The 26,496-nt window shown below is 30.0% G+C and carries 24 protein-coding genes; 21 read left to right on the forward strand and 3 right to left on the reverse strand.

The window, feature by feature from the left end:
- Position 1 precedes the first annotated feature (1 nt).
- A complete protein-coding gene (locus tag ACXHHC_RS05800; RefSeq protein WP_458228701.1) occupies positions 2–1,225 on the forward strand; it encodes a restriction endonuclease subunit S in 1,224 nt (407 codons plus the stop codon).
- A gap of 27 nt (positions 1,226–1,252) precedes the next feature.
- Positions 1,253–4,381, forward strand: coding sequence for a type I restriction endonuclease subunit R, EcoR124 family (locus ACXHHC_RS05805; protein WP_458228702.1), 3,129 nt, complete (start codon positions 1,253–1,255; stop codon positions 4,379–4,381).
- Between the two features lie 208 nt (positions 4,382–4,589).
- Here the strand turns inward: ACXHHC_RS05805 and ACXHHC_RS05810 are convergent, their stop codons facing one another.
- Positions 4,590–6,146: an IS1182 family transposase gene (locus ACXHHC_RS05810; RefSeq protein ID WP_458228703.1), complete on the reverse strand. Its 1,557-nt coding sequence runs from the start codon at positions 6,144–6,146 to the stop codon at positions 4,590–4,592.
- Between the two features lie 221 nt (positions 6,147–6,367).
- Here ACXHHC_RS05810 and ACXHHC_RS05815 point away from each other — a divergent pair, with 221 nt between their 5' ends.
- From ACXHHC_RS05815 to ACXHHC_RS05830, 4 genes are all read left to right on the forward strand, one after another.
- Positions 6,368–7,051 (forward strand): hypothetical protein, encoded by a 684-nt coding sequence (locus ACXHHC_RS05815; protein WP_458228704.1) that lies wholly within the window; start codon positions 6,368–6,370, stop codon positions 7,049–7,051.
- Between the two features lie 140 nt (positions 7,052–7,191).
- Positions 7,192–7,749: a hypothetical protein gene (locus ACXHHC_RS05820; RefSeq protein ID WP_458228705.1), complete on the forward strand. Its 558-nt coding sequence runs from the start codon at positions 7,192–7,194 to the stop codon at positions 7,747–7,749.
- 666 nt (positions 7,750–8,415) lie between these two features.
- Positions 8,416–8,886: a hypothetical protein gene (locus ACXHHC_RS05825; protein WP_458228706.1), complete on the forward strand. Its 471-nt coding sequence runs from the start codon at positions 8,416–8,418 to the stop codon at positions 8,884–8,886.
- Between the two features lie 22 nt (positions 8,887–8,908).
- Positions 8,909–9,364 (forward strand): DUF5412 family protein, encoded by a 456-nt coding sequence (locus tag ACXHHC_RS05830; RefSeq protein ID WP_458228707.1) that lies wholly within the window; start codon positions 8,909–8,911, stop codon positions 9,362–9,364.
- Between the two features lie 18 nt (positions 9,365–9,382).
- Here ACXHHC_RS05830 and ACXHHC_RS05835 read toward each other — a convergent pair whose 3' ends face one another.
- Entirely contained in the window at positions 9,383–10,354 is a 972-nt protein-coding gene (locus tag ACXHHC_RS05835; RefSeq protein WP_458228708.1) for an IS110 family RNA-guided transposase, read from the reverse strand.
- A gap of 1,051 nt (positions 10,355–11,405) precedes the next feature.
- Here ACXHHC_RS05835 and ACXHHC_RS05840 point away from each other — a divergent pair.
- From ACXHHC_RS05840 to ACXHHC_RS05860, 5 genes are all read left to right on the forward strand, one after another.
- Positions 11,406–12,143: a hypothetical protein gene (locus ACXHHC_RS05840; RefSeq protein ID WP_458228709.1), complete on the forward strand. Its 738-nt coding sequence runs from the start codon at positions 11,406–11,408 to the stop codon at positions 12,141–12,143.
- A 401-nt stretch (positions 12,144–12,544) separates the two neighbouring features.
- A complete protein-coding gene (locus ACXHHC_RS05845; RefSeq protein ID WP_458228710.1) occupies positions 12,545–12,982 on the forward strand; it encodes a hypothetical protein in 438 nt (145 codons plus the stop codon).
- A 135-nt stretch (positions 12,983–13,117) separates the two neighbouring features.
- Positions 13,118–14,158 (forward strand): restriction endonuclease, encoded by a 1,041-nt coding sequence (locus ACXHHC_RS05850; RefSeq protein ID WP_458228711.1) that lies wholly within the window; start codon positions 13,118–13,120, stop codon positions 14,156–14,158.
- Positions 14,159–14,318: 160 nt separating this feature from the next.
- On the forward strand, positions 14,319–15,272 hold the full coding sequence (locus ACXHHC_RS05855; protein ID WP_458228712.1) for a GxxExxY protein: 954 nt from the start codon (positions 14,319–14,321) through the stop codon (positions 15,270–15,272).
- A gap of 151 nt (positions 15,273–15,423) precedes the next feature.
- On the forward strand, positions 15,424–16,197 hold the full coding sequence (locus tag ACXHHC_RS05860) for a substrate-binding periplasmic protein (RefSeq protein ID WP_458228713.1): 774 nt from the start codon (positions 15,424–15,426) through the stop codon (positions 16,195–16,197).
- A 13-nt stretch (positions 16,198–16,210) separates the two neighbouring features.
- Here ACXHHC_RS05860 and ACXHHC_RS05865 read toward each other — a convergent pair whose 3' ends face one another.
- Positions 16,211–16,435 (reverse strand): helix-turn-helix domain-containing protein, encoded by a 225-nt coding sequence (locus tag ACXHHC_RS05865; RefSeq protein ID WP_458228714.1) that lies wholly within the window; start codon positions 16,433–16,435, stop codon positions 16,211–16,213.
- Between the two features lie 448 nt (positions 16,436–16,883).
- Here ACXHHC_RS05865 and ACXHHC_RS05870 point away from each other — a divergent pair, with 448 nt between their 5' ends.
- The 10 genes from ACXHHC_RS05870 (at position 16,884) to ACXHHC_RS05915 (ending at position 26,201) form a co-directional block, all read left to right on the forward strand.
- Positions 16,884–17,618 carry a DUF559 domain-containing protein gene (locus tag ACXHHC_RS05870; protein ID WP_458228715.1) on the forward strand — a complete coding sequence of 245 codons (735 nt, stop codon included), beginning with the start codon at positions 16,884–16,886 and terminating at the stop codon, positions 17,616–17,618.
- A 1,073-nt stretch (positions 17,619–18,691) separates the two neighbouring features.
- Positions 18,692–19,411, forward strand: coding sequence for a YARHG domain-containing protein (locus ACXHHC_RS05875; protein ID WP_458228716.1), 720 nt, complete (start codon positions 18,692–18,694; stop codon positions 19,409–19,411).
- A 755-nt stretch (positions 19,412–20,166) separates the two neighbouring features.
- Positions 20,167–20,877 carry an Abi-alpha family protein gene (locus tag ACXHHC_RS05880; RefSeq protein WP_458228717.1) on the forward strand — a complete coding sequence of 237 codons (711 nt, stop codon included), beginning with the start codon at positions 20,167–20,169 and terminating at the stop codon, positions 20,875–20,877.
- 221 nt (positions 20,878–21,098) lie between these two features.
- Entirely contained in the window at positions 21,099–21,920 is an 822-nt protein-coding gene (locus ACXHHC_RS05885; protein ID WP_458228718.1) for a hypothetical protein, read from the forward strand.
- 158 nt (positions 21,921–22,078) lie between these two features.
- Positions 22,079–22,816 carry a hypothetical protein gene (locus tag ACXHHC_RS05890; protein WP_458228709.1) on the forward strand — a complete coding sequence of 246 codons (738 nt, stop codon included), beginning with the start codon at positions 22,079–22,081 and terminating at the stop codon, positions 22,814–22,816.
- 87 nt (positions 22,817–22,903) lie between these two features.
- Positions 22,904–23,410 (forward strand): DUF4468 domain-containing protein, encoded by a 507-nt coding sequence (locus tag ACXHHC_RS05895; protein ID WP_458228719.1) that lies wholly within the window; start codon positions 22,904–22,906, stop codon positions 23,408–23,410.
- Positions 23,411–23,766: 356 nt separating this feature from the next.
- On the forward strand, positions 23,767–24,306 hold the full coding sequence (locus tag ACXHHC_RS05900) for a hypothetical protein (protein WP_458228720.1): 540 nt from the start codon (positions 23,767–23,769) through the stop codon (positions 24,304–24,306).
- 5 nt (positions 24,307–24,311) lie between these two features.
- Positions 24,312–24,722, forward strand: coding sequence for a hypothetical protein (locus ACXHHC_RS05905; protein ID WP_458228721.1), 411 nt, complete (start codon positions 24,312–24,314; stop codon positions 24,720–24,722).
- A gap of 223 nt (positions 24,723–24,945) precedes the next feature.
- Positions 24,946–25,338, forward strand: coding sequence for a transposase (locus ACXHHC_RS05910; protein ID WP_458227421.1), 393 nt, complete (start codon positions 24,946–24,948; stop codon positions 25,336–25,338).
- A gap of 14 nt (positions 25,339–25,352) precedes the next feature.
- On the forward strand, positions 25,353–26,201 hold the full coding sequence (locus ACXHHC_RS05915; RefSeq protein WP_458229231.1) for an IS3 family transposase: 849 nt from the start codon (positions 25,353–25,355) through the stop codon (positions 26,199–26,201).
- The last annotated feature ends 295 nt before the right edge of the window (positions 26,202–26,496 follow it).

Consider the following 26,496-nt stretch of genomic DNA (forward strand, 5'->3'; position numbering starts at 1 on the left):
TATGGCTAAGAAAAATAAAAATCCAGAAGTTCGTTTTAAAGGTTTTACTGAAGATTGGAAACACCTAGAATTAGGAGAATTTCTTGATGAACGTAAAACAATGCAGAAAATATCTAAAGATGCACCGATTTTAGCTTTCGCTTCAGGACAAGGTGTTATAGATAGAAGTGAAAGAAAATCTAACAACAGAGACCATTTAACTTTAGACCAAGAAAACAAGGTTTACAAGCTGACAGAACTTAATGATATTGTTTACAACCCTTCCAATCTAAAATATGGAGCAATAGATAGAAATAAACACGGAAGAGGTGTTATATCACCTATTTATGTAACCTTCACTACCGAAGAAGAACCTTCATTTATAGAATTAATTGTCAAGAGCGAAAAGTTTAAATTAAGAGCTTTACAGTATGAAGAAGGAACAGTCGTAAAACGACAATCTGTTAGTCCTGAAAATCTTTTATCGTTAAAAGTAGCTGTATCTAATTCACTTGATGAACAAAAAAAAATAGGAAGACTATTCGATGATATTGAGGATTTAATTAATAAGCATCAAAAAAAACACGATAAATTAATAAGCATCAAAAATGCAATGCTTGAAAAAATGTTTCCTAAAAATGGTGCTGCCATTCCAGAAATTCGTTTTAAGGACTACAAAGAAAAGTGGGTGCAAGATACACTTGAAAAATTATCTGATGTATATGATGGAACTCATCAAACTCCAAAATATACAGATAAAGGAATAATGTTTCTTTCTGTTGAGAATATTAAGACCTTAAATTCGAAAAAATTTATTTCTAAAAAAGCTTTTGAAGATGAATTTAAAATTTATCCTCAAAAAGGAGATGTTCTGATGACTAGAATAGGAGATATTGGAACAACCAATGTTGTTGAGACCAATGAGCCAAGAGCGTATTATGTAAGCCTTGCTCTTTTAAAACAAAAAAAACTTGACTCATACTATTTAAAAGAATGTATTTCTTCTGTGGTTGTTCAAAAGGACTTGTGGCATAGAACTTTGCATATTGCTTTTCCGAAAAAAATCAATAAAAATGAAATAGAAAAAGTCAACATACCTTATCCAAAATCGAAAAATGAGCAACAAAAAATAGGAGAGATTTTTAAGCAGATTAATAGTTTAATTCATCTCCATGAAGTTGAATTAGAAAAATTGCAACATATCAAAAAAGCCTGTTTTACAAAAATGCTTGTACCACAAGATTAAACTAGTAGCTATAGAAAAATAAAGAAAATGACATTTACCAAAGAATCTGAATTTGAAGAAGCCTTAATACTTGCTCTTAGTAAAAAAGGTTGGGAAAATGAGGTGATAAAAAACCCAACAGAAGAAGATTTGCTAAATAACTGGGCAAACATTCTTTTTGACAACAACAGAGGTATAGATCGCTTAAATGACACACCATTAACAAATGGTGAAATGCAACAAATACTAGAGCAAATTACTAGTTTAAGAACACCTCTAAAATTAAATGGGTTTATCAATGGTAAAACAGTTTCTATAAAACGAGATAATGAAGATGATAAGCTTCATTTTGGTAAAGAAGTTAGTCTCAAAATATATGATAGACACGAAATAGCAGCAGGACAAAGTAGGTATCAAATTGTACAACAACCACAATTTAAAAGTAAATCTAAAATACTAAATGACAGACGTGGTGATTTAATGTTGTTAATTAATGGTATGCCACTAATTCATATTGAGTTAAAAAGAAGTGGTGTATCTGTTAGTCAAGCCTACCATCAAATAGAAAACTATTCTCGTTCAGGCATCTTTTCAGGTTTGTTTTCTTTAGTTCAGGTTTTTGTAGCAATGGAGCCTAAAGAAACTGTTTATTTTGCCAATCCTGGACCAGAGGGAAAATTCAACAAAGACTTTTATTTCCATTGGGCAGACTTTAATAATGAGCCTAAAAATGATTGGAACGATATCGCTTCTTCTTTTCTCTCTATTCCAATGGCACATCAATTAATTGGTTTCTATACTGTACCAGATACTAATGATGGAATTTTAAAAGTAATGCGTAGCTATCAGTATTATGCAGCAAATGCCATATCAGATAAAGTAGCCAAAACAGATTGGAAAAGTAAACATGCACTAGGTGGTTATATTTGGCATACTACAGGTTCTGGTAAAACCATGACCAGTTTTAAATCGGCTCAACTCATTGCCAACTCACAAGATGCAGATAAGGTTATCTTTTTAATGGATAGAATAGAATTGGGTACACAATCTTTAAAAGAATACCGAGGTTTTTCAGAAGCAAATGAAGATGTACAAGCAACAGAAAACACAGGTGTTTTGGTTACAAAACTAAAAAGTGATGACCCTAAAAACACCTTAATTGTAACTTCTATACAGAAGATGAGCAATATCAAAGATGAAGATGATGGTTTAAACGCTAGAGACATCGAAATAATGAATGGGAAAAGAACAGTATTTATTGTAGATGAAGCACATCGTTCCACTTTTGGAGATATGCTTATTGATATTAAAAACACCTTTTCATCAGCTATTTTCTTTGGATTTACAGGAACACCAATTCTTGATGAAAACCAAAAGAAAATGAATACGACTTCAACAGTTTTTGGTGATGAATTGCATAGATATAGTATTGCAGATGGTATAAGAGATGAAAATGTACTAGGATTTGACCCATATAAAATACTAACCTATAAAAACAGAGATTTAAGGCGAGTAATTGCTCTAGAGAAATCTAGAGCTGTTGACGAAGCAGAAGCGCTATCTGACCCTGAAAAGAGAGAAATTTTCAATAGATACATGAATGATGTAAGAATGGCAGGTAATTATGAGCCTTCTGGGAATTATGTTCGTGGTATCGAAGATTTCGTGCCAAAGTCTCAATATGAGATTGCCACACATCAAGAAAAAGTAGTTGAAGATATATTGGACAATTGGATAGTCTTAAGTCAGAATCATAAATTCCACGCCATTTTTGCAACAAGTAGCATCAATGAAGCTATTGAATATTATAGATTAATAAAAACAGTAAAACCAGAATTAAAAATAACTGCATTATTTGATTCAAATATTGATAATATAGGCAACGCAGCATATAAAGAAGATGGCTTGGTTGAAATACTAGAAGATTATAATGAAAGGTATGAGCAAGATTATACACTTGCAACACACGCAAAGTTTAAAAAAGACATTGCTACAAGATTAGCCCACAAAGCACCATATGTAAGAATCGAAACTACACCAGAAAAGCAACTTGATTTACTTATTGTGGTAGACCAAATGCTAACAGGTTTTGATTCTAAATGGGTAAACACACTGTACTTGGACAAAGTGATTAAATACGAAAATATCATTCAAGCATTTTCTAGAACAAATCGACTATTTGGTCCAGACAAACCATTTGGGACAATACGTTATTATAGGTTTCCACATACTATGGAACAACATATCAACAGAGCTATAGAATTATATTCAGGAGACAAACCAGTAGACTTGTTTGTAAATCGTTTAGAACAGAATTTAAATTCAATAAATTTTGTCTTTAATGAAATTTCTCAATTGTTTAATAACGCAGGTATTGAAAATTTTGAAAGATTACCAGAAGGTATTCCTGAACGAGGAAGGTTTGCATCACTCTTTAAAGATTTAAATGACTTTTTAGAGGCGGCAAAAATTCAAGGTTTTAATTGGAATAAATTAAAATACGTATTTGGTAAAGGAAAAGGTAAGACAGAGGTTGAAATGAACTTTGACGAAAATACATACTTGATTTTAGCTCTTCGATATAGAGAACTATTTAGTGGTGATGGCGGAGGAACTGGAACAAGTGAAGTTCCTTTCGAAATTGAAGGTCATTTAACAGAGATTGATACTGACAAGATTGATGCAGACTATATGAACTCTCGCTTTGAAAAATACCTTAAAGAACTTAAAGGTGATGACGTTGATAGTGAGCAACTACAACATACTTTAGACGAATTACATAAGTCATTTGCTACACTAACACAAGAAGAACAGAAATACGCTAACATTTTTATACATGATGTTCAAAGTGGTGTTGTAAATATTGAAAGTGGTAAAACCTTTAGAGAGTATATCACAGAATACATATTCAATGCGAAAAACGACCAGATATATAAAATTTCACAAATATTAGGCTTAGAAGAATCAAAACTTCGCAATATGATGGACTCAGGTATTACGGATAAAAACATTAATGAATATGGTCGTTTTGATGATTTAAAAAGTACCGTTGATAAGAGTAAGGCAAAAGCGTATTTTGAAGAGTTAGAAGGAAAAACAATTCCTGCTTTCAGAATAAATATTAAGATTCATGATTTGATTCAAGAATTTATTATTAGTGGTGGATTTGAAATGTGAATAAATAGCCAACGCAAGTGCAAGCACATTTAAAGTTTGCTCGTGCCTCACAAATTTAAAAGAGCTTTCACGCCAACGCTAGCAAGTTTGCGGAAGAAAAGCCAGTGTACAACAACGGTAACCGTTGCACAAGTCCCAAAAAACAAGAAAACAACTACACTATAGAGCCCTTTTAAGGGCTTTGTGTTTTTTAACTAGTTGCTAAAAACTAATTTCTACAAGGCTTTAGACAAACTAAAAACAAGTTTGGAGACAACATAAATGTAAAAAAAGAAGCTGCCAAGGCTTTGGCTTTACTTTGGGCTCTTTTTTCTATAAATTTTAGGTATTTCTTTACATTATAAGCAATAGCAGCCATGTGCATACACTTGTTGGCTTGTTCTAATCCTTTGGTGTTTACTTTTTGCATGCCTAAAAATTGTGTCAAGGTGCCAAAAACGGGTTCTACTGTACTCTGTCTCTTAGCTTTCATATACCTCCCTTGTGAACTATTAACTCGAGTATTGTTCCTCTCATATTCCTCTCGGTAATAAGTAACCGAAAAACTCTTCTCTTTCGCCTTTCCTAAGCAGCTTTCCTTTATTGGACAATCAATACATATCTTTTTGGAAGCTCGATAAGATTTCTTTTTTGTATGGTTTTTCTTTTCAACAAACGTTTTCTTATAAGGAATCATTTTTCCTTGAGGACAGAGATAACGGTCATTTTCTTTATCGTAGGTAAATCCTGAAGGGCCTCCTTTGTAAGTTCCATGTGGTGGGATAAAACTTTTTAGGTTCCTACGCTCTAAAAAGGCATAATTTTCGCCACTACTATAACCTGTATCTGCTACACAATTCTCCCATAACAACCCTACCTTCCATAAGCGTTTTTGGACTCTGTTTACAATGTCTTCCAATTGTTGATTGTCTTTGCCATCGGCATGATAAGCTTGAATATCGCTTATCACATGATGATCTGTGTCTACAGTTAATTGTGATAGGTAATTTAACTTTCTTGCCTTGCCTGGTTTTACACTGATACGTGCATCGGGATCTGTGGGACTATAATGAGTCTTATTACTCGTATAACGAGAGCCTTTATTCCCTGCTCCTGGACGTTGGTCTTGATTGCTGGACCAATTTTTTGTTCTACTTGAGATTGCTTGTAGTTCTTGGTCGCTAGCTATTATAGTTTGTTCTCTTTTACTTGCCCTATTTTCTTTGGATTTACGCAGAGGCTTTTCTTTGTCTCGTTTGCTAATATGTCTTACCTCTCGTAAATAGGAATCCAATTCTTCTGCTGGAACTTTCAACTCCAAACTATCCATAGAAGCATTCGCCTTTACTGGAGCAGAATCTATTGTTTGAGTATGACCGCTAACCATACCTGTATCTACACACAACTTAAATACACGGGTGAAAAAGGTTTCAAAAACGGATGCTGGTAACAGCTGACGGGTTCTACTTATAGTACTATGCCAAGGAAGTTCCTCGTCTATATCGTATCCTAAAAAATACAACAGATCCAAACGCATGCTACAATGGTTGATTAACTTACGATCGCTGTTAAGATTCTCTAAATACCCTATCAAACAAAGTTTAAAAAAAACAACAGGATCTACACTTTTTTGACCACTGGTTCCGTAATAAGGAAGAGTTATAGAATATAGAAAGTTAAGCTCTAAAGCTTCTTTTAAACGTCTGTAAAAGTTCTCTGGTGGAACCCGACTACTCAACTGAAATTGTTGAAATAGTTTTTCTTGATATGTCTTATGGCCTTGCATATATAAAGATAAAACTTCATATTTAACTTTACAAATTAAAATCTTGTGCAACAGGCACAACGTATATAAAAAATAGCGGTTTAGTCGCTTAATCGAAAGAAAATGAATAAATTAAAGGTCTGTTATAATCCGAAAAGTTAGTGTATAAAATCCGCTACTTTTCATATACAAGACCGTTGGCAACAACTACTCTCTCAAAAACTACGAAAAGAAAACAGCTAATGAAAATTGAAGAAATCTTTGAACTCGTAGATCGAAACTTAATTGATAACAAATTTGACAAATCTATTTCTGAAAGGATTTTAAGCGCTGAACAAGACTGGGATTATGAAATTGAGAGTTTAAATGAATTCATTGAAATCTTAGAACAGGAAATCGGAGCTGAAACCACTAAGCAAAACCTTGAAAAATTATTAGAAACTTATAATCAAGAAAAAAGTAACTCGTGGAAGAGTGAAAGTATTTGTTACTTACTTGAAATATTTAATTACACTGGTTATAGTAATTTAAGAAAAGTATTTGAAAGTTTATCTGAAAAACTACTAAAGAAAACAAAACTTCTAAATGTTGAAATTTTTGAAGTAAAAGGATATCCTTCATTGAAAGTTTATGAGGAATACTTTGAAATAAGAGCAATTGATTACTCTCTTTCGAGGAAATTTAAATATTATGAATTGAAAAAAATAGTAATCGAAAACATTAAAGAAAAGTGGTGGTATAAACTCTATATTATTTCTTCAATCCCGGGTATGATTTATTCTAAAGATGACCCTATAAAATTGAAAATTATAAACAAACGAAATGGAATTTGGGAATACAAAGTTTCTCCAAAATTTAATAGTGAATTTAGACAATTCATATCTGTGATTAATCATAGAATAAAAGCTGTTGCCAACAACCAATAAGCTCGATTTTTGGCTTTGTTTCTAGCATTTAGTTTACTACTTTTAAACTAAGTTGGTCACGGCCGATAGCTTCGCTGCTAGTCTACCAAAAATCCAGCTTATTAAACCCGTTGTGTGTCATTTAAAAATCGAACCCTGAATTGAAAAAACTGCTGATAATAACACTTTGTACAATTTTAGTTTCATGTGGAATTAAAAAAAACAAAACGGAATTTGAAAAAATAACTATTGACAAAGAATTGAATAGAAATCTGTTTGATTCAACTGAATTTATACTCAATCCTTTGACCTTGAAAACGGAATCCGGATATGACAATGTTGCTGATTCAACTCAATATATAATTAAGTCTAATGCAATTGTAAATGGCGATAGTTTAAGACTTATGAGGTTTGCGGAATTAAAACGAATTGACTCTGACACTCTTGAATTGAAAATATTTGAAACTAATCCAGCGTATAGTCAAAATTTGATAATAAAAATAGTCGACAATCAATTCAAATCGAATTTTAAGTATTGGATGTCTGGACCACAAATTGACCCGAAAATAAAAACGCTTGAACAAGAATTGTGTATAAAATTAATTCCAAAACAAAAAGGAGAAATGATTTTTGGAACATTTTATTTTAAAGGAATTTGCGAATCGGATTGTAGCGGAGAAATTGAAATAAAAGGAGATTTTAAAACCGAATTGGAATAAAAAAACGAATACACAACAACGTGTATAATTAATGGCTAGTTCTCGCCTACTTACGAAAATCCTTGCGGATTTTCTATTCGGTTTATATTTGCTAAATTAGGTGCTTAAACACGCCACTAATCATACACAAACCCGTTGTCTTCAAGTTTGAATCGAAAATTCAAACTAACATTTTAACTCCAATTTTCTTTAGTTGTTTAACTCGTTAATCTGTATCGTAACTCTGCTGAATTGAAACAGTAGAAACGCATATAAAAAGGCTCTGTACCCTGAATAATTGAAAGTAACTCCGTGAATGAATGTGTAGCTTTGATTCAAAAGGTTTTAGGCTCAGAAAATTTTGAAACCGTTGAAAACTGTAAAAGTAGTCTTGTTTGAAAAATAGTAGCAACGCTAAATTAAAAGTAACAACGTGAATCTTTTAGTGGCTACGTACTTGAAAGAACAGCGGCAATGTTGAAAATTAAACGTAACTCCATAAATGATTCAGTAGATACTTAAAAAACAGTAGCAGCGAAAAACCAAAAGACAACACTGCATAGGCTCGATTTTTGGCTTTGTTACTAATTTTTAGTTCACTACTTTTATAAAAAAAATAGGCTATAACCGAGAGGGCTCTGTCCTTTTACCAAAAATCCAGCCTATACAAACTCGTTAGCTAAAATTATGAAAAAGTTGTTGCAAATATTCTTTTTGATTTTTGTGTTCAATTCCTATGCTTGCGAATGCGAAAAAATACTGTGGGCTGAATGGAGTGAAGAAGGAATAAAAGAGAGTATAATCAATAACAAAATCATTATAATTGGAGAATTAATATCCTCAAATGAAAAAAGTTATAAATTAAAAGTAATTGAGAGCTTTAAAGGAGGATTGAAAAAAGGAGAAATACTAGAAGGATCCTATCTTAACACCTGCTCTGGAAGACCACATCCCAAAAGAACTGGTAAGTGGATTTTTTATGGTTTCTATGGTAAAAATGAAAATACAGAAATATTAAATTATAGCTCTTGTGGTCCTACAAGGAGTCTAAATTATACAACTTTTTACTCGAAAGAGGATCATATCAGAAATTGGAAAAAAGAACTAAAAATACTGAATTCAATTTTCAATAAAAAAGTTGAATTTGAAGTCAAATGATTAACTTTTGCAAACAAAAAAAGTGAAAAAGAAAATACTATCGAAAGTCTTACTAGGAGTTTTTATTATTTCCATTATTGGAATGTTTATTTTCTTAATTGTAATTGCATCGTTGTTTAGCTCTGAAAATATGTGTGAGCAATCAATTGTTGAAATTAAAGTTTCCCCGAATAAATTGAAAAAAGCTATTATTCTTGAGAAAAATTGTGGAGCAACTTCTGGTTTGTCTACTCAATTACACGTTTTGAATATAAATGAAAACATTAATGAAAAATATAATCCTTTCTTTTCAGCAGACTCTGATCATGGTAAAGCAGAAATTACTGAAGAAAATATAATAAACATAAATATAGACTGGTCTGATAATGAAACATTAGTTGTTGAATATGATAAAAAAGCAAGAGTTTTCATAAAAGAAAAGGCTCAAAATGAAGTTGTCGTTGAATATAAAACTTTAGCTAACAAAGAACTGAGGTAAAAAACAAGTAAAATACACTTAATTTTTCACCAAAATACTTCTGTATTCATTGTCGTAGGGTCTGCCACTTTTTACTATTGCAAAAGCCTGTTTTAAGAGCTTATTACAAACAGCTATTAAAGCTAGTTTTTTACTCTTACCTTTAGCCACAATTCTATCGTATAATTCCTTACAGGATTTATTATACTTACAAGCATTAAAACTACACATAAACAATAAGTTTCTTAACCTACCATTACCCATTTTACTTATCCTTGGTCTACCCTTGATACTAGAACCAGACTCTCGAATAATTGGTGTTAAACCAGCATATGAACATAGTTCTTTAGAACTCTCAAAACGATTAAAACCATCTGTAAACACCAACATCATTAATGCTGTCTTTTCGCCAATCCCTGGAATACTTTTTAACAAAGTAACTTTATATTCATGTTCCTCCTTTACCATTTCTTCTAAGGCTAACTCTAATTTTAACAGTTCCTTTTGTAAACTTTTCAATTGCTCTTTTAAAGACTTTAAAACCACCTTACTGGGAATTCCTAAAACCTCTTCCCCATGTATTTTATTTTTTAACTGAGTGCTTTGTTTTGTGTAAACACTCATTAAGCTAACTATTTGCAAGCACTCTTGCTGATGTTGAGAAGAACCTTTCCATAAACATGGTGATTGACTTACTCCGTATTCATAAATCAGCTTAGCATCACTTTTATCTGTTTTTATTTTACTCAAACCCATTTGAATAAAACGCTTTATCTTTAATGGATTCTCTACTGAAACAGAGATTTCTTTCTCTAGTAAATAGTAAGCTAACCTAGAATGGTAATAGCCTGTAGCCTCCATAACACAATGACTATCAGAAGACAATAGTTTAATGAATTTTCTAAAACCAGATGCCTTGTTTTCAAATTGGTGATATACTCCTTTAGAGTCATACACATCAAAGACATCTTTACTAATGTCAATACCAAAATATTGTTTATTTTTAGTCATAAGAACTGATTTTTTGGAAAGAATAATCTACTGGACTTTCATCGACTTAAAAACGAGATCCTAACTCTCATAGAACTGATCGAAATTAAAGTAGAAAAGCGTAGGGATTATCATTGTTGACTAAGTCTTAAGCTTTTCCCAATAAGTGAACCTTATTCTACGCTTTTATTCTTTCTGATTAATTTCTTTTAAACTACAACTTTATAAACTTAAGATCAATAAGCTAAATTTTGGGCTTTGTTGTAAACTTAAAGTTCTGTACTTTTAAACACGCTTTTTTTTGGCTGACAGACCTCTGTTCTATCAACCCAAAACTTAGCTTATTAAACCCGTTAGCTTTCATGGTTGATTTACCACGTGTAACAATATTTAACTTTACATTTATTAAGTATGAAAAATGTATTTCTAGAACCTGAAACTCCTTTTACTTTATTAAATTATAGTGATATATTAATCTTATTAATTCTCAACATTCTATTATGGGTAACATTAAAAAAAAGACTTCTTAAGGAAAAAAATATAATAAGAATATTATTCTTATTGTTTATAATAATTATACCTATAATTTCTACTGAAATCGAAACAAATAATGTTATTCGAAAATATGAAATCGTAGATTCTTTTAATCTTTTCTATACAATTTTTAAATGGCCTGTTTGGTGGGTTTTAGGTGTTTTAAATATCTTTTTTATGTATATAATAAAACATCGTATTAGTACTGATTCTAACAATTAACAAGTTTTAATGCCTGAAAGTGAGTCTCTATAAACTGGAAACAGTAGCAACGCTGAATAAAAAGTAACTACATGAATTTGAAACAGTGACAACGCTGATTGAAAAGCAACTACGTGAATTGAATACTCGTAAAACTGAAAAATTACGGCCTGAAAATCACGAAAAGCTAACACTGTATAACGTTAATTTGGGGAATTGTCTTTTAATTGAAATCACTATCTTTAAAAAAAATTGTCGTTGGTTCGATGTTTTACCTTTCTAAAACCCCAAACTAACGTTATACTAAACCGTTGTAACCAATGAGCGAAAACAAAAAATGAGTAAAGAAGATTGGTATAGAAATACAAAATGGAACGATCAAATTGAATCTGAATTTGAAGCTCGTTTAAAACGTTCTCGTGGAAATTACCACAAAGCTCAATATTTGAGAATCCAAGCTAGTTATTTATTGGACTCTGACATAAAAATTCTTCAAGAAAAGGGAATAGAATATATGGAAAGAGTTATCAACGATTACCCTGAAGAAAAATTCAGCACAATACACGGAAATGAACAGTTAGGCGATTTTTACTTGAAAAACGAATCATTTGAAAATTCTGAAAAATATTTCAGAATTGTAACCGAATACTATTACTCTGAAACAAGAAGCGGAACAACTGGGTTAGCTGATTTGAAATTATGCCAAACAATTGTTGAATCAGAACAGACTGAGAAGTATAAAGAAGCATATGTCATTGCAACTGAGAAATTTGAAAAAACAGAAGGTCGTTTAATGATGAATAGTGACAAATTCTATTATGCTGATCTGATGGCTAATCTGTGTTATAAAATGGACAGAAAAGACGAAGCCTCTGAATTTGCTGTTTCAGCTTTGGAATTATCAAATATTACTGAACATCAATTTAATCGACACAAAACTGTGGGCTTAGTTAAAGCTAAAACTGAACAATTAAAACGATTGGAAAGAATTAAAGAAAAGAAATCACTGGTTACAACAACAGCTATAAATAATAGCGGTTTAGGTACTAAATTGAAAAATATATTTAAAAAATAAAGGTTTATCTATTCTGAAAAGTTTGTGGTTCCAAATCCGCTACTATTCATAGCTAACCCGTTGTAGGTAATTACAAAAATGAAAGGTCAATTCAACAACTTAACGCAACAAATCTTACTTCTAGTATTTACTTTAATGAATCTAAGATGTTATGCTGAAGGTCAATCTGGAATGTGGATAGGGTTTAGTATTCCTTTCTTATTGAACACTTTCATTATCGGAATAATTTCATTGAGGATTAAAAAATATATTACTGAAAACGAGAACTCAAACAAAGACAGAATTATGTTTTACACTATTGGTGCTATAATAACTCTAATTTTGTTTAAAATCGACATATCTTATATTTTTCCATTTTATCTGTTTACTATTTAAAAAGCTAAGAACAAGAAATTTTACAAATGAATGAACAAAAAAATATTGAAGCAGCTAATATATTTTCAATTTTCCATGATGGAACAATTCACAGTTTAGAAGAAAAAAACGGAAAAACTATAATGATTATTGACTGTATTTATTTAGCTGAAATGATAAATCCTGATTTTAGATTTTTCAACATTGAAATAAAAAAATTAGAACAAATAGCTTTAAAGAAAAATAAAAATATCGAAACAATTAGTATGAAAGAACTAGAGGAGTTAAATCTTGAAATATTAACTGCTAATTATGAAGATTCAAAGGTAATTATAGCATGTGATTATGATTTTCACTCCTTTGTTGAAATACATCTACAGCTTGAAGAAATAACTCTTTATGACGAAAGTAATAAGTTAATTACTCTTGAAAATCTAATAAATATTCAAAAAAAATATAGGAAGAAAACTACCTACAACAAATAATAAGCTAAATTTTGTGCTTTGTTCTAAACTTAAACTTCACTACTTTTAAACAAGCTATGTCTTGGCTGATAGACCTCTGCCCTATCAACCCAAAACTTAGCTTATTAAACCCGTTGTAGGTAACTTCAAAAAATCATGAATACTTTAGAAAACTACATTGATTTCAGTAAAATTTCACCTGATAAATTTGAGGAATTATGTTTTGAATTACTGCTGAAACATGGATATTCTAAATTAATTTGGAGAAAAGGTGGAGCCGATAACGGTAGAGATATTGAAGGAGAACTTGTTATCAATAATAGCTTAATTGGTCAATATTTTGAGTATTATTTTTTTGAGTGTAAAAAATATGAAAACGGAGTTTCACCAGAAAAACTTAATTCAAAAATAGCTTGGGCAGATGCAGAGAAACCTAATCATTTAGTCTTTATAATTTCATCTTACATATCAAACAACTGTCGTGTTTGGCTGAATCAAATAAAAGCATCAAAACCTTATCAAATCCATGTTATTGAAGGAGAAGCTTTAAAAAAACTAATATCTCAACATCAACAATTAGTTAGTAAATACTTTATAAACAATAAGTATTTGAATTTACTTAATGAAACAATCAATAAATGGGTAATTCACAATCTAACTCCTAATTTTTACACTTATTACTATCTTCTTGAGAATTTAAATCTATCTGAATTATTAATAAATCATAAAATATTTCTTTACACACTATATTTTACTTTTTATTCCAAATTAGAAGAACTTGAAAATGAAAATTATCATGGTATTGAAATTTCTAAAGAACTCGAAATACTTGTAAATAGTATTAAAGAACATAAAAATACTGAATCTCCCGTCTTGAAAATGAAATCTAAAATTGATGCTTTAAGTCAAGAAGGATATTTAGATTTTGAAACAGAAAAAGAATATGACTTTATTGCTTCAGAAGTAGTAATTTATGAAGACAATATTAGTAACTGCAAAATGACAAACTATTTATTTAGACGAATCAGTAAGAATGAAGCAATAGAAATTCTTCTTCACCAAAACTCTGATTTGGATTATAAAATTAGGTATATTAACAATTATAATTTTGAGCACTATAAAGAAGTAGTGAATTTAATATCTTACAAACCTAAATTTGCTGAAAAGACTATCCTAATTAGCACTAAAATGAAATAAAAGCTACCTACAACAATCAATAAGCTAAATTTTGGGCTTTGTTCTTGGCTTAAAGTTCTGTACTTTTAAACATGCTTTGTTTTAGTCTGATAGACCTCTGCTCTATCAACCCAAAACTTAGCTTATTAAACCCGTTGTGTGTCATTAAGAAAAAAATTGCATGGATATATTTGAACCTGTTAAGGAATTAACTGAAAAAATAAATTCAATGAATCCATCATTGGATATTGACAAAATTATTATTCATATTGAGAGAGCTTTTGAATTATTTACGCAAGGAATTACTACGGGAGAAGAACAAAATTATACTGATGTAATATATAGGTGTAATCAAGCTTTTGAGGGGTGTTCAAGACAAGCATTTTTAGTTTTAGCCGAAAAAAATGAAGAAGAACTACGTAAAACGCAAGCTTGGAAAATAGAGAAATACCTTATTGATAATAAAATTCTTAATGAGAGACTACTACCCTTATTTCAAAATTATCGAGAAAAATGGAGAAATGAATCATCTCATAATTTCAAACTCTTTTTTAAGGAAGAAGAAGCATACATAGCAATACTGAATATTTGTTCTTATGCTTATGTGTTATTGAATCAAATAGCACTAAAAGTATCATCATCTGATGTAAATAATATCGAGCCACTTAAATCAAAAGAAGAATTTTCATTACTTGAAAATATAGAAAAAGTAACAGAAACATTTTTGAAAGAAGTAGACCTTGATAAATACAGGAAAGGATCGACGATACCTAGAATCTCTGAAAATCAATTTATTGGAATTTATTCATCATATCTTGAAAAAAAACTCCCTATGGTAAATGTCCTAGTAGATGAGAAACTTAATTCTGAAAGTAAATTAAGAACAGATATTATGTTGGAATTCAATGATGAAAAAATTATTATTGAAATAAAGTCTTTAAGGGTAAAAAACAGTCAAGTTAGAGAAATGGCTAAAGAACAGTTATTAAAGTATTTGAGTACAATGAAAAACTCAAAAGGAATACTATTCATATTTGACAGCTTTCAGAAAATGAACGAACTAAAAACAAATAACTTTAACATTCAAAAAGATAATGTCGATTTTGAGTTAAAAGTTTTTGAAGGTGTAAAATAAACGAACACACAACTGTGCATAGGCTCGATTTTGGGCTTTGTCGTTTAATTTGAGTTTACTATTTTCGAATAGGCTTGGTCTCGGCTGATAGGCTCCTTGTCCGTTTTGCCCAAAACCCAGCCTATGCAAACCCGTTAGCTAAAATTGAATTATGAAAAAAACATTAACTATTATTCTAACTTTAACTTTAGTAATTGGAATTTCTTATTCCTTTAAAAGCAAAACAGATAGTAAAAAAGTTAGAATTTTTGTTTCGTGGCCAGGTACTGAATCATTACCTCATTACGAATGGAAAAGTAATCTATGGAAGCCTACCGGAATAGAACCTAAGTTTGTAGAGGAAATAATGAAAACTGCAGGATTAGAGTTTGAATATATCTATGATTATAAGTATAACAACAATGGAGATCCTAGAATTGATATTCTAACGGAAGGAAAAGCAGATATTTCAATTCGAGGAATTACTATTACAAAAGATAGAAAAGAAAAAGTCCTATTTAGTACATCTTATTATACAGACGGACTCGGAATTATGACAACTAAGAATTCTAAAATTGAATCGGTTAACGATTTAGTAAATAAAAAAGTATATGCTCATGATTATACCACTGCTTATACTTGGATTTCTAAAAACCTTCCTAAATCTAGACTTATTACTCATAAAGAAGGACAAAATTATATTGAACCTGAACAATTATTAAGGGAAGGAAAAATTGATGCCTACATCATAGACTATTCCTACCTAAATCACCTAGCAAGAATAAATAAAGATTTTAAAGTTTTAAATGAAAAATTAACTTCTGAAAAGCTTGGAATAGCAGTTTCAAAAAAGAGAAAAGATTTACTAAAAAAAATCAATAAAGCCATTACCATACTAAAGAAAGAAGGGGCACTAGAAAAACTTAGAAATAGGTTTGAAAACTGAACAGAGTAACTTTTTAAATATCTCCTAAAAGCTCACTAACTGACAAATCGAAACCTTCAGCTATTTTCATCAAAGTATGTAAACGAGGATTGGTTTTTCCATTTTCAATCGTATACAACTGAGTTCTTCCAATTTCACAATCAAAAGCGAATGACTTTTGGTCGATACCTTTGTCTTCTCTCAGTCTTTTGATTTTAAGACCTAACTTTTTGAAATATTTTTCTGTCTCGGTGTTCACTATACCGAAATTCATTATTTTTCGCCTATCTTGTGTTCGGTATAACGATAAAAGAATTAAAAATTGCTGATAATGAGTTTGAATAAAAGAACAGTAAGCAAATTAGAAAGTCTTTTAGAATTGACAGATCCTAGTCAATTGAAACATTCTTTGAATGAAGTTTTTATGAATTACTAGTTGAATAATAAAAGTAACTTGCCTGAGAATTTTGAAACTATAGTTGAGGATTTTTACTACCTGAAAAACTTCCTTGAAAGAATAGACCCTAATAATAATTAGAAGCGATAAAAAACTTTAGCTAACTGTGCATATGCTCAATTTTGGGCTTTGTTACTAATTTTTAGTTCACTACTTTTATAAAAAAATAGGCTATAACCGAGAGTGCTCTGTCCTTTTACCAAAAATCCAGCCTATACAAACCCGTTGGCAAACATTAGTAAAAATCGCTGTGAATATTGAAGGTATAATACAAAAACTAAAAGAAAAAATTAAAGAAAATCATTTAAAAAGAAGTGCTGAATTACTACACTCATACAGTGGACACTTTGATGATTTTCTAAAAAATGAATCCAAATCACCTCTAGAAAAAGCTTTTTTTTTATTTCTGAATCAATTTCCAGCTGAAAATAAAGATTACATAGTTTATGCTAGTGAAAATGTTTTAATCCCAAATATATATGACAAAAAAACACCTGCTATAGAGTATGAAATAGATTTTGCTCTTTATGGAGGTTCCATAAACAACCCTGTTAAAGTCGCTATTGAATGTGATGGTATACGCTCACATGGACACAAGAATATAAAAAGAGATAGAAGAAAAGAAGTTAATTTACAAGCAGATGGATGGATTGTTATGAGGTTTACATCTAAAGAAATACACGAAGAGTTATCGAATTTTGACACTATAGAAGATTATAAATGTGACTTTCTTGAAAGCATTGAAAACACAATAAAGAAAAAATTAAAGATAATTGATTATGAATCTTATACTGAGTTCTCTTTTCGAAGTAAATTAACAGGATATAAGTGGGGTTATGTGACTTGTCCAAATTGTGACTTCACTCAACACGATATACTTAACCATAAAAAAATTACTTGTAGGAAATGTGGAGATAAATATACCCGAGAAATAAATACAGATGAGAATATAAAAACAGAAATTAATGGTTTACTATTATTTTAAATATAAAAAATAGAAGAGCTTGTATGAAGGAGTTGACGTAGTTTATGAAGTAATTACGAGCATAGAATTTTGGATTAGCTTCATTCTTAAGCTATTAATTAATGAAATATTTAAACTTAAAACTATGAATACATTAAAAAGCGTAATTGTCGGAGTGGGTACTATTGTGTGGAGCCATTAACAAATTCGACTCGTAGAATTTTATAAATGAATTCAACTTAACAAGATGATAGTAAGGGGGTTCGACTCCCCCTCTCCACTCTCTTAACAAGTAAAATTAGAAATTTATCTTATGAAATGAGTTTAAGATTGAAATTATAAAAAAACGATTTGCCAACAACAAATAAGCTCAAGTTTTGGCTTTGTTCTAAACGTAAAGTTCTGTACTTTTAAAAGAGTTTAGTTTTAGCTGATAGTCCTCTGCTACATCAAACAAAACCTAAGCTTATTAAACTCGTTACCTACAACCGTGACGAAAAATTTTGCTAAGTAAATTTCTCCTACCAAATCACAGAATTAATCGTAGAAATGCGGTTGAAAAGTAGAAACGTGAAATGATCTTAACTATGTGACTAAAAATAGAAACGTAAATTTATCGTAGCTATGTGACTGAAAAGTAGAAACGTGAATTTATCGTAGCTATGTGACTGAAAAGTAGAAACGTAAATTTATCGTAGTTATGTAACTGAAAAGTTGAAACGTGAAATTATTGTAGCTATGTGACTGAAAAGTTGAAACGTGAATTTATTGCAGCTGTGCGACAGAAAATTAGAAACGTGAATTTATTGTAGCTGTGCGACTAAAAAGTAGAAATGTGAATTTACTGTAGCTATACGATTGAAAAGTAGCTCTGAAAATGGCAGTAGGTAACAACGGCTAAAGTTAATGCGGGCTTGAGGTCTTATTCGATGTTTTGTGTATATTTACTAAGTCGCTAAATCCTTTTCGATTTAGCTTTTGACAACAAATTAAAAACTAAACAAAAAGGCTTCAGCTTAGTGCGTGTTCGAAAATCAATGATTTTCTTACCCCACACTAACCTTAAGCCAAAACCGTTGTAATACATTATCGTTATGAAAAAAAAGATTTTTAAATCTCTTCTAATTCTTTTATTCATCTCGAATTTAATTCAAGCTCAATATTGGGGTGCACAAGAAATTAAGGAATCTGATTTATCACCATGGATACCTAAATTTGAAATAGAATACCAAGGTTTATACCATTTTGGTGAAAGTGAAGGAGAATCAAATCTGAACTTATTTTTTACTCAAAAAGGAATTATAGCTCAAATTACTTCTGGATATTGGGAAGAAGGAACTGGTTTTTGGAAAAAAACATATAAAACACTGACAAATGTAAAAATCACTAAAAGTGGAATCTTTTCTTCAGACCAACATAATGGACGTTTTATAAGGTATAGAACAAAATCTGGTGAATATATTAAAGGTTTGAGAATAAATAATCCTTGGAGTAGTTGGATTGAAGATAGTAAATTTGAAATAGGAACTGTTACAAAGGTAGCTCTTGAAAAACTATACTATGGAAAACACCCGAGCACTTCATTTTTAAAACTTGAGAAGAGTAAATTGAAAAAAATGAAAAAGTCAGACTTAAGAATTATGAGGAATGAGATATTCGCTAGATATGGATATGAATTTAAAAAAGGTGGAGAAATGTTTAAGTACTTTAAGGAACAAGAATGGTATCGACCTGAACATAAGAATGTTTCTTCATTTTTGACAGATATAGAACTCGAAAACATAGATATTATAAAACAAGTAGAACAAAATTAAACGTATTACAACAACAAATAAGTTCGATTTTTGGCTTTGTTTCTAACATTCAGTTCACTACTTTTAAACTAGGTTGGTCACGGCTGATAGTTTCGCTGCTAATCAACCAAAAATCCAACTTATTAAACCCGTTACCTACAACCGTGACGAAAAATTTTGCTAAGTAAATTTCTCCTACCAAATCACAGAATTAATCGTAGAAATGCGGTTGAAAAGTAGAAACGTGAAATGATCTTAACTATGTGACTAAAAATAGAAACGTAAATTTATCGTAGCTATGTGACTGAAAAGTAGAAACGTGAATTTATCGTAGCTATGTGACTGAAAAGTAGAAACGTAAATTTATCGTAGTTATGTAACTGAAAAGTTGAAACGTGAAATTATTGTAGCTATGTGACTGAAAAGTTGAAACGTGAATTTATTGCAGCTGTGCGACAGAAAATTAGAAACGTGAATTTATTGTAGCTGTGCGACTAAAAAGTAGAAATGTGAATTTACTGTAGCTATACGATTGAAAAGTAGCTCTGAAAATGGCAGTAGGTAACAACGGCTAAAGTTAATGCGGGCTTGAGGTCTTATTCGATGTTTTGTGTATATTTACTAAGTCGCTAAATCCTTTTCGATTTAGCTTTTGACAACAAATTAAAAACTAAACAAAAAGGCTTCAGCTTAGTGCGTGTTCGAAAATCAATGATTTTCTTACCCCACACTAACCTTAAGCCAAAACCGTTGTACATTATTAATAAAATTGCTTTGTGATAAAGAATAAATTAAATATTACGAAATTAGATTCTTTAGGAATTGGAGAAGTTTCTAAAAATATTCCAAAAGAAGTGTATATTGAAACTACTAAATCTTTAGTATCTCGTTTTAACGAAATTATATCACCTATAACCGAAACAACATCTGGGCTAGGAAGATATATTAAACAAAAATTTGATAATAAAGTAGAACTGGAAAAAGCTGTGGGTGCATTAACAATAGAAAATGCTATAATCAAAGCAAGAAATAAAGGTAAGTTAATATCTCCGAGACATATTAAGAGTTTTGTGACATCTTTAGACGAAGCTTCTAAAGAAATTGATGTCGAATTACACCAAATGTGGGAAAACTTAATTTCAAGTCAAATAACTGAATCTGAATTTCATCCTCACTTTGTAAAAGTACTTTCTTATTTTAGTCCTTCTGAAGCTAATTTATTAAAATCACTACATTCAAGTTCTGAAATAGGAAAAGACGTAAGTTCATATTTTTCTAGCCCATATGAGTTTAAAAATTATGTTTTTCACGATTCTGATTTTTCATTTAAAAAATGGAGCTACTCCTGTAATTTACTAATTGAACTTGGATTTGCACGTGTCGTAGCTCCTACAAAAAACGAGTTTAAAAAGGAAAAAAGTATAACATTACTATATAGAACATCCTCTGGCGATAATTTTCTAAATTTAGTTAGTGATAAAAAATAACAATGTACAACAACGGCTAAACTTAATGTGGGTTTTTATGGCTTTCTCGAAGTTTAGGCTTGTTTGCTTTGTCCGCTTAAACTTATTTGATTAGTTTTAACTGACGAAGATAAAAACTAAAAATAAGTCTAAGCTAAGTGGCTCGTCCGATAAATCCTTGATTTATCAACTCCCACACTAAGCTTAGCCAAATCCGTTGTAACCAATTGTCTAAAATTACTATGAATAAACTTCAAAAATACAATCAAAGACTACTAGCTATACTTGGAACACTTGTTGTCTTGGGTTTAACTATATTGATAATTTCAGGAACATATTTTATAATCTCAGATATATTTACAACCAGAAATAACAGAGAAATCACTGATAACTCTCTAACTATAAATACAATTCAGAGAGACAGTGTCCAATCTAAAAAAATAATCAACCAGAAAATTACTCTTGAAAAGCCTAAATTAATAGATACTCTAAAAACAATATATTTAATACCTGTATCTCAAGTTAATATTGAAAATAAGAAAAACGGTAATTACAACGAACCTAAGTTAATTAGTGGAGGAAGATATAAGACTTATAAAAGTAGAAACTATTACTATCGTTACTCTGGAGAATATAACAACCTGATAGTTTACAATGAGCAAAAGAATACTAAAATCAACGTATTCAATCAAAAAATATTTGTTTCTGAATTCACTAATAGAATGATTAATTCTAGACATTATATTTTTTTAACTGGAACCTCTAAAGACTCAAACAATGACAATAAATTAAATGATATTGATTTAAAAAGTCTATTTGTGTATGATATTGATAAAGAAACTCTAAAAGAGTTTGGATATAATGATTTAAGCTTCGAAAGTTATTACATCCAAAATGAAAGTAGTAAAGTAATTTTAAGATATTCTGTTGATGATAACATGAATGGAGAAATTAACCATTTACAAGAACCCGTAATCATGAAAGAATTAAATCTTGAAACATTTAGGATTGATAGTTTCATTGAAAAAAATCAAATTGAAAAACTTAACAAGCTTATAAACTAAAACTAGTTACAACAACTAATAAGCTAAATTTTGGGCTTTGTTTCTGGCTTAAAGTTCTGTACTTTTAAACAAGCTTTATTTTGGCTGATAGACCTCTGCTCTATCAACCCAAAACTTAGCTTATTAAACCCGTTGTAACCAATGAGCGAAAACAAAAAATGAGTAAAGAAGATTGGTATAGAAATACAAAATGGAACGATCAAATTGAATCTGAATTTGAAGCTCGTTTAAAACGTTCTCGTGGAAATTACCACAAAGCTCAATATTTGAGAATCCAAGCTAGTTATTTATTGGACTCTGACATAAAAATTCTTCAAGAAAAGGGAATAGAATATATGGAAAGAGTTATCAACGATTACCCTGAAGAAAAATTCAGCACAATACACGGAAATGAACAGTTAGGCGATTTTTACTTGAAAAACGAATCATTTGAAAATTCTGAAAAATATTTCAGAATTGTAACCGAATACTATTACTCTGAAACAAGAAGCGGAACAACTGGGTTAGCTGATTTGAAATTATGCCAAACAATTGTTGAATCAGAACAGACTGAGAAGTATAAAGAAGCATATGTCATTGCAACTGAAAAATTTGAAAAAACAGAAGGTCGTTTAATGATGAATAGTGACAAATTCTATTATGCTGATCTGATGGCTAATCTGTGTTATAAAATGGACAGAAAAGACGAAGCCTCTGAATTTGCTGTTTCAGCTTTGGAATTATCAAATATTACTGAACATCAATTTAATCGACACAAAACTGTGGGCTTAGTTAAAGCTAAAACTGAACAATTAAAACGATTGGAAAGAATTAAAGAAAAGAAATCACTGGTTACAACAACAGCTATAAATAATAGCGGTTTAGGTACTAAATTGAAAAATATATTTAAAAAATAAAGGTTTATCTATTCTGAAAAGTTTGTGGTTCCAAATCCGCTACTATTCATAGCTAACCCGTTGGCACAAATTAAAAACCGAAACCAAATGAAAAGAATAATTTATTTATTGATTTTAATAACTTTTTCTATAAAATCATTTAGTCAAGAGAAACTTCTTGATATTTTACCAATTGAAAACGGAAATGTTGTTTATACGGAAGTTATAAAAGTTGAGAATATAAATAAGAAAGAGCTATATAATCGAGCAAAAAAATGGGTAGTTCTGAAATACAAATCAGCCAATGATGTAATTCAATTAGACGATAAAGAAGATGGAATAATAATTGGAAAAGGGAACTTTGGTATTAAATATTATTCTCGAAAACCAACTATTGAGCATACAATTCAAATTGAGACTAAAGACGGTCGATATAAATATACAGTTTCAAGTTTTATTTATTCAGATGTGCAAAACGACACATTTACTATCGAAAAATTTCCTAAAAGTTGGTTTGGAAAGAAAAAATTATATAAAACTTTAGATGAAAAAGTAAATTCGATAATTGCGGATTTGAAAAAATTTATGAAAACAGAATTAAAAGATGATTGGTAAAAATTAAGGAAATGTCGCAAATATGAAAACTGTTAATTATGAATTAAATGTATTTCCTGAAAAATTTAAACATTATAATATGACTAAACTTAAAAAAGTAAAATTAACAGACGAATTTGAATCGAAATTAAAATAACTTGTGCCAACACCGTATAAAATTAATGTGGGTTTTTAGTCATAACCCAAAGTTTTGTACCTATTTACAATGTCACTCATACTTATTTGATTATTTTTAAATCGACAAGATAAAAACATAAAATAAGTATAAGCTTGTGGCTCGGCTGACAATTCTTCGATTGCCTACCTCCCACACTAATCTTATACAAAACCGTTGGATATAACTAAGAAAAAATTAAATGTTGAAATTCAGAATTATATTTGGAGGAATAATAATATTTATAATTTTTCTTTTAATCCAAGATTTACGTTTCGCATACTTTGAGAAAAAATATTTCTACAAAATAGTTGATTATATATCGATACCTTTTATTGTTTTTTTAATGGTGTATGGTATTTACAAGAATAAAACTAAGCTGAAAAAAAAATATATCACAATATTCAAAGAGTTTATTACAGGTCTATTAAGTGTAAGCGTTTTATATGTCTTTATCATTAGAGTTTTCCTAATGAAAGTACTAGTTTTCACTAATTCATTCATTGTTATTGAAAAAAATAAAATCGATGGTACAATTACCAAAAAAATATATAATAAAGGGGGATATAAATATCCAGGAACATATAGAATTCATGTAAAATCGAAAACTAAAGAATATTCTTTAGACTCTAAAGGATACATTATTGAAAAAGTGTTTGTGGGTGAAAATATAAGCATGACAATGAATAAAGGTCTATTAGGTGGTTTATTTGTTAAAGATTCTGAAATAATCGATAATTAAGAACTATGAAAGAAAATGAAATAAGACAATTAATCGATAAACTTGAAAAAAGTGTTGAAAAAGAAGACTCTTATTTTGAATTCGTTCATTATGATGAAGAAATTGAAGGTGAGAGGATTTCGGCAAATAGAGAAGGCTTAAAGTCTTATGCTCTAGAACTCTTGAAAGCATCTTTTGTTAAAGAAAATACGTACTCCTTGAAAAATTTTTGGATTTATGAAGATGTAGAGTTTAATACAACCGAAATAAGAATAGTTGACAAAAAAAGGTCTGAAATTACTCCTCCACCTGAATATCAAGAAACTTTTAAAGACAAAAACTACAATAAAATATTCTTTATCGTAATTATCTCTATATATTATCATTTTCATTGTGGGTCTAGTAAATTCTTGGAATTGGATTATTTATCAATTTGAAAATCAATAAAACTTTGAAAAGCTATAGCCAACAACAAATAAGCTAAATTTTGGGCTTTGTTCTAAACTTAAAGTTCACTACTTTTAAACAAGTTTTGTTTTGGCTGATAGACCTCTGCCCTATCAACCCAAAACTTAGCTTATTCAAACCGTTGTGCATTATTCTAAACTTGTATCGTCCTGAAATAGGTTGACTAAAATTTTAACTAAAAACAGTCAACTTATGGAGAGTTCTAAAAAACAACCCTGTCGAAAAAAAACGTACACAAAAGTAGGTTTTGAACTAAAACTTTTAATCATTGACCAAATTCAAAATGGTCAAATATCTACAAATTTTGCTGCTAAAAAATACAATATCTCTAGATCCTCTATTGATTATTGGATTAAAAAATATAGTACCTTAGAGCAAAAGAAAAGAGCCATGAGCAAACAGGACGAAATCAAAAAATTGAAAGAGAAAATTGAAGAATTGGAGTTCATCAAAGACTTTCAACAAGATGTCATTGCGGATATGGAACTTATTACTGGTGCGGAATTGTCAAAAAAGTCGTTGCCCAAAACATTAGCAGAAGAGATTCAGAAAAAGAAACAAAACCGTTTAAAAGAAAATGGTTAGTACAATGTTTTGGGATTAGTAAACAAGCATTTTACAAACGATTAAAATCTCACAAAAAACAACAAGAAACAGAGGCCATAATTGTCCTAATTGTAAAACAACACAGAAAGAAATTTGGACAATATTTAGGAACTAGAAAGTTATATCTTCAACTTAAAAACAAGTTTGTATTACTTGGAATTAAAGTAGGTAGAGACAAATTCTTTAACATCCTTAAAAGACATAAACTACTGGTTAAAAGAAATAAAAACTACCATACAACAACGAACTCTAGACACTTTTTTTACAAGTATAAAAATCTTATAAAAGATAAAGTGCCTACAAGGCCTGAGCAACTTTGGGTAACAGATATAACCTACATTAAAACTGACAATGGACATGCTTATTTAGCTTTAGTAACCGATGCTTATTCTAAAAAAGTAATGGGATATAACATAGATAACCATATGAAAACTTCTCTTTGCTTAGAAGCCCTTAAAATGGCTCTTAAAAATAGAAAATATCCTGATCAGAAATTGATTCATCATTCAGACAGAGGGTTCCAATATTGCAATCCTACATATACCAGGTATGTTGAAGATAATAATATCATAATGAGTATGACAGAACAATATGATCCTTATGAAAATGCTATTGCTGAGAGAATTAATAGAACTTTAAAATATGAATATGGACTTAAAAATGTAATTAAAAACCTTAAATTAGCTCAAAAGATTACTAACAAAGCTGTAAAGATTTATAATAATCATAGACCGCATTTTAGTCTAAATTTATGTACTCCTGAATACGTTCATAAAAACAAAAATGTAGATTATAAATCTTACAGAAAAAATAAAAAGAAACTGGAATTATTAACCTTTTAAAACAGACAAAAAAGGTCAACCTATTTCAGGACAATACAGCGAAAATTCAAACTAACATTTTAACTCCAATTTTCTTTAGTCGTTTAACTCGTTAATCTGTATCGTAACTCTGCTGAATTGAAACAGTAGAAACGCATATAAAAGGCTCGCTACCCTGAATAATTGAAAGTAACTCCGTGAATGAATGTGTAGCTGTGATTTAAAAGGTTTTAGGCTCAGAAAATTTTGAAACCGTTGAAAACTGTAAAAGTAGCCTTGTTTGAAAAATCGTAGCAACGCTGAATTAAAAGTAACA

The sequence above is a fragment of the Wenyingzhuangia sp. IMCC45574 genome (genome assembly GCF_054182685.1).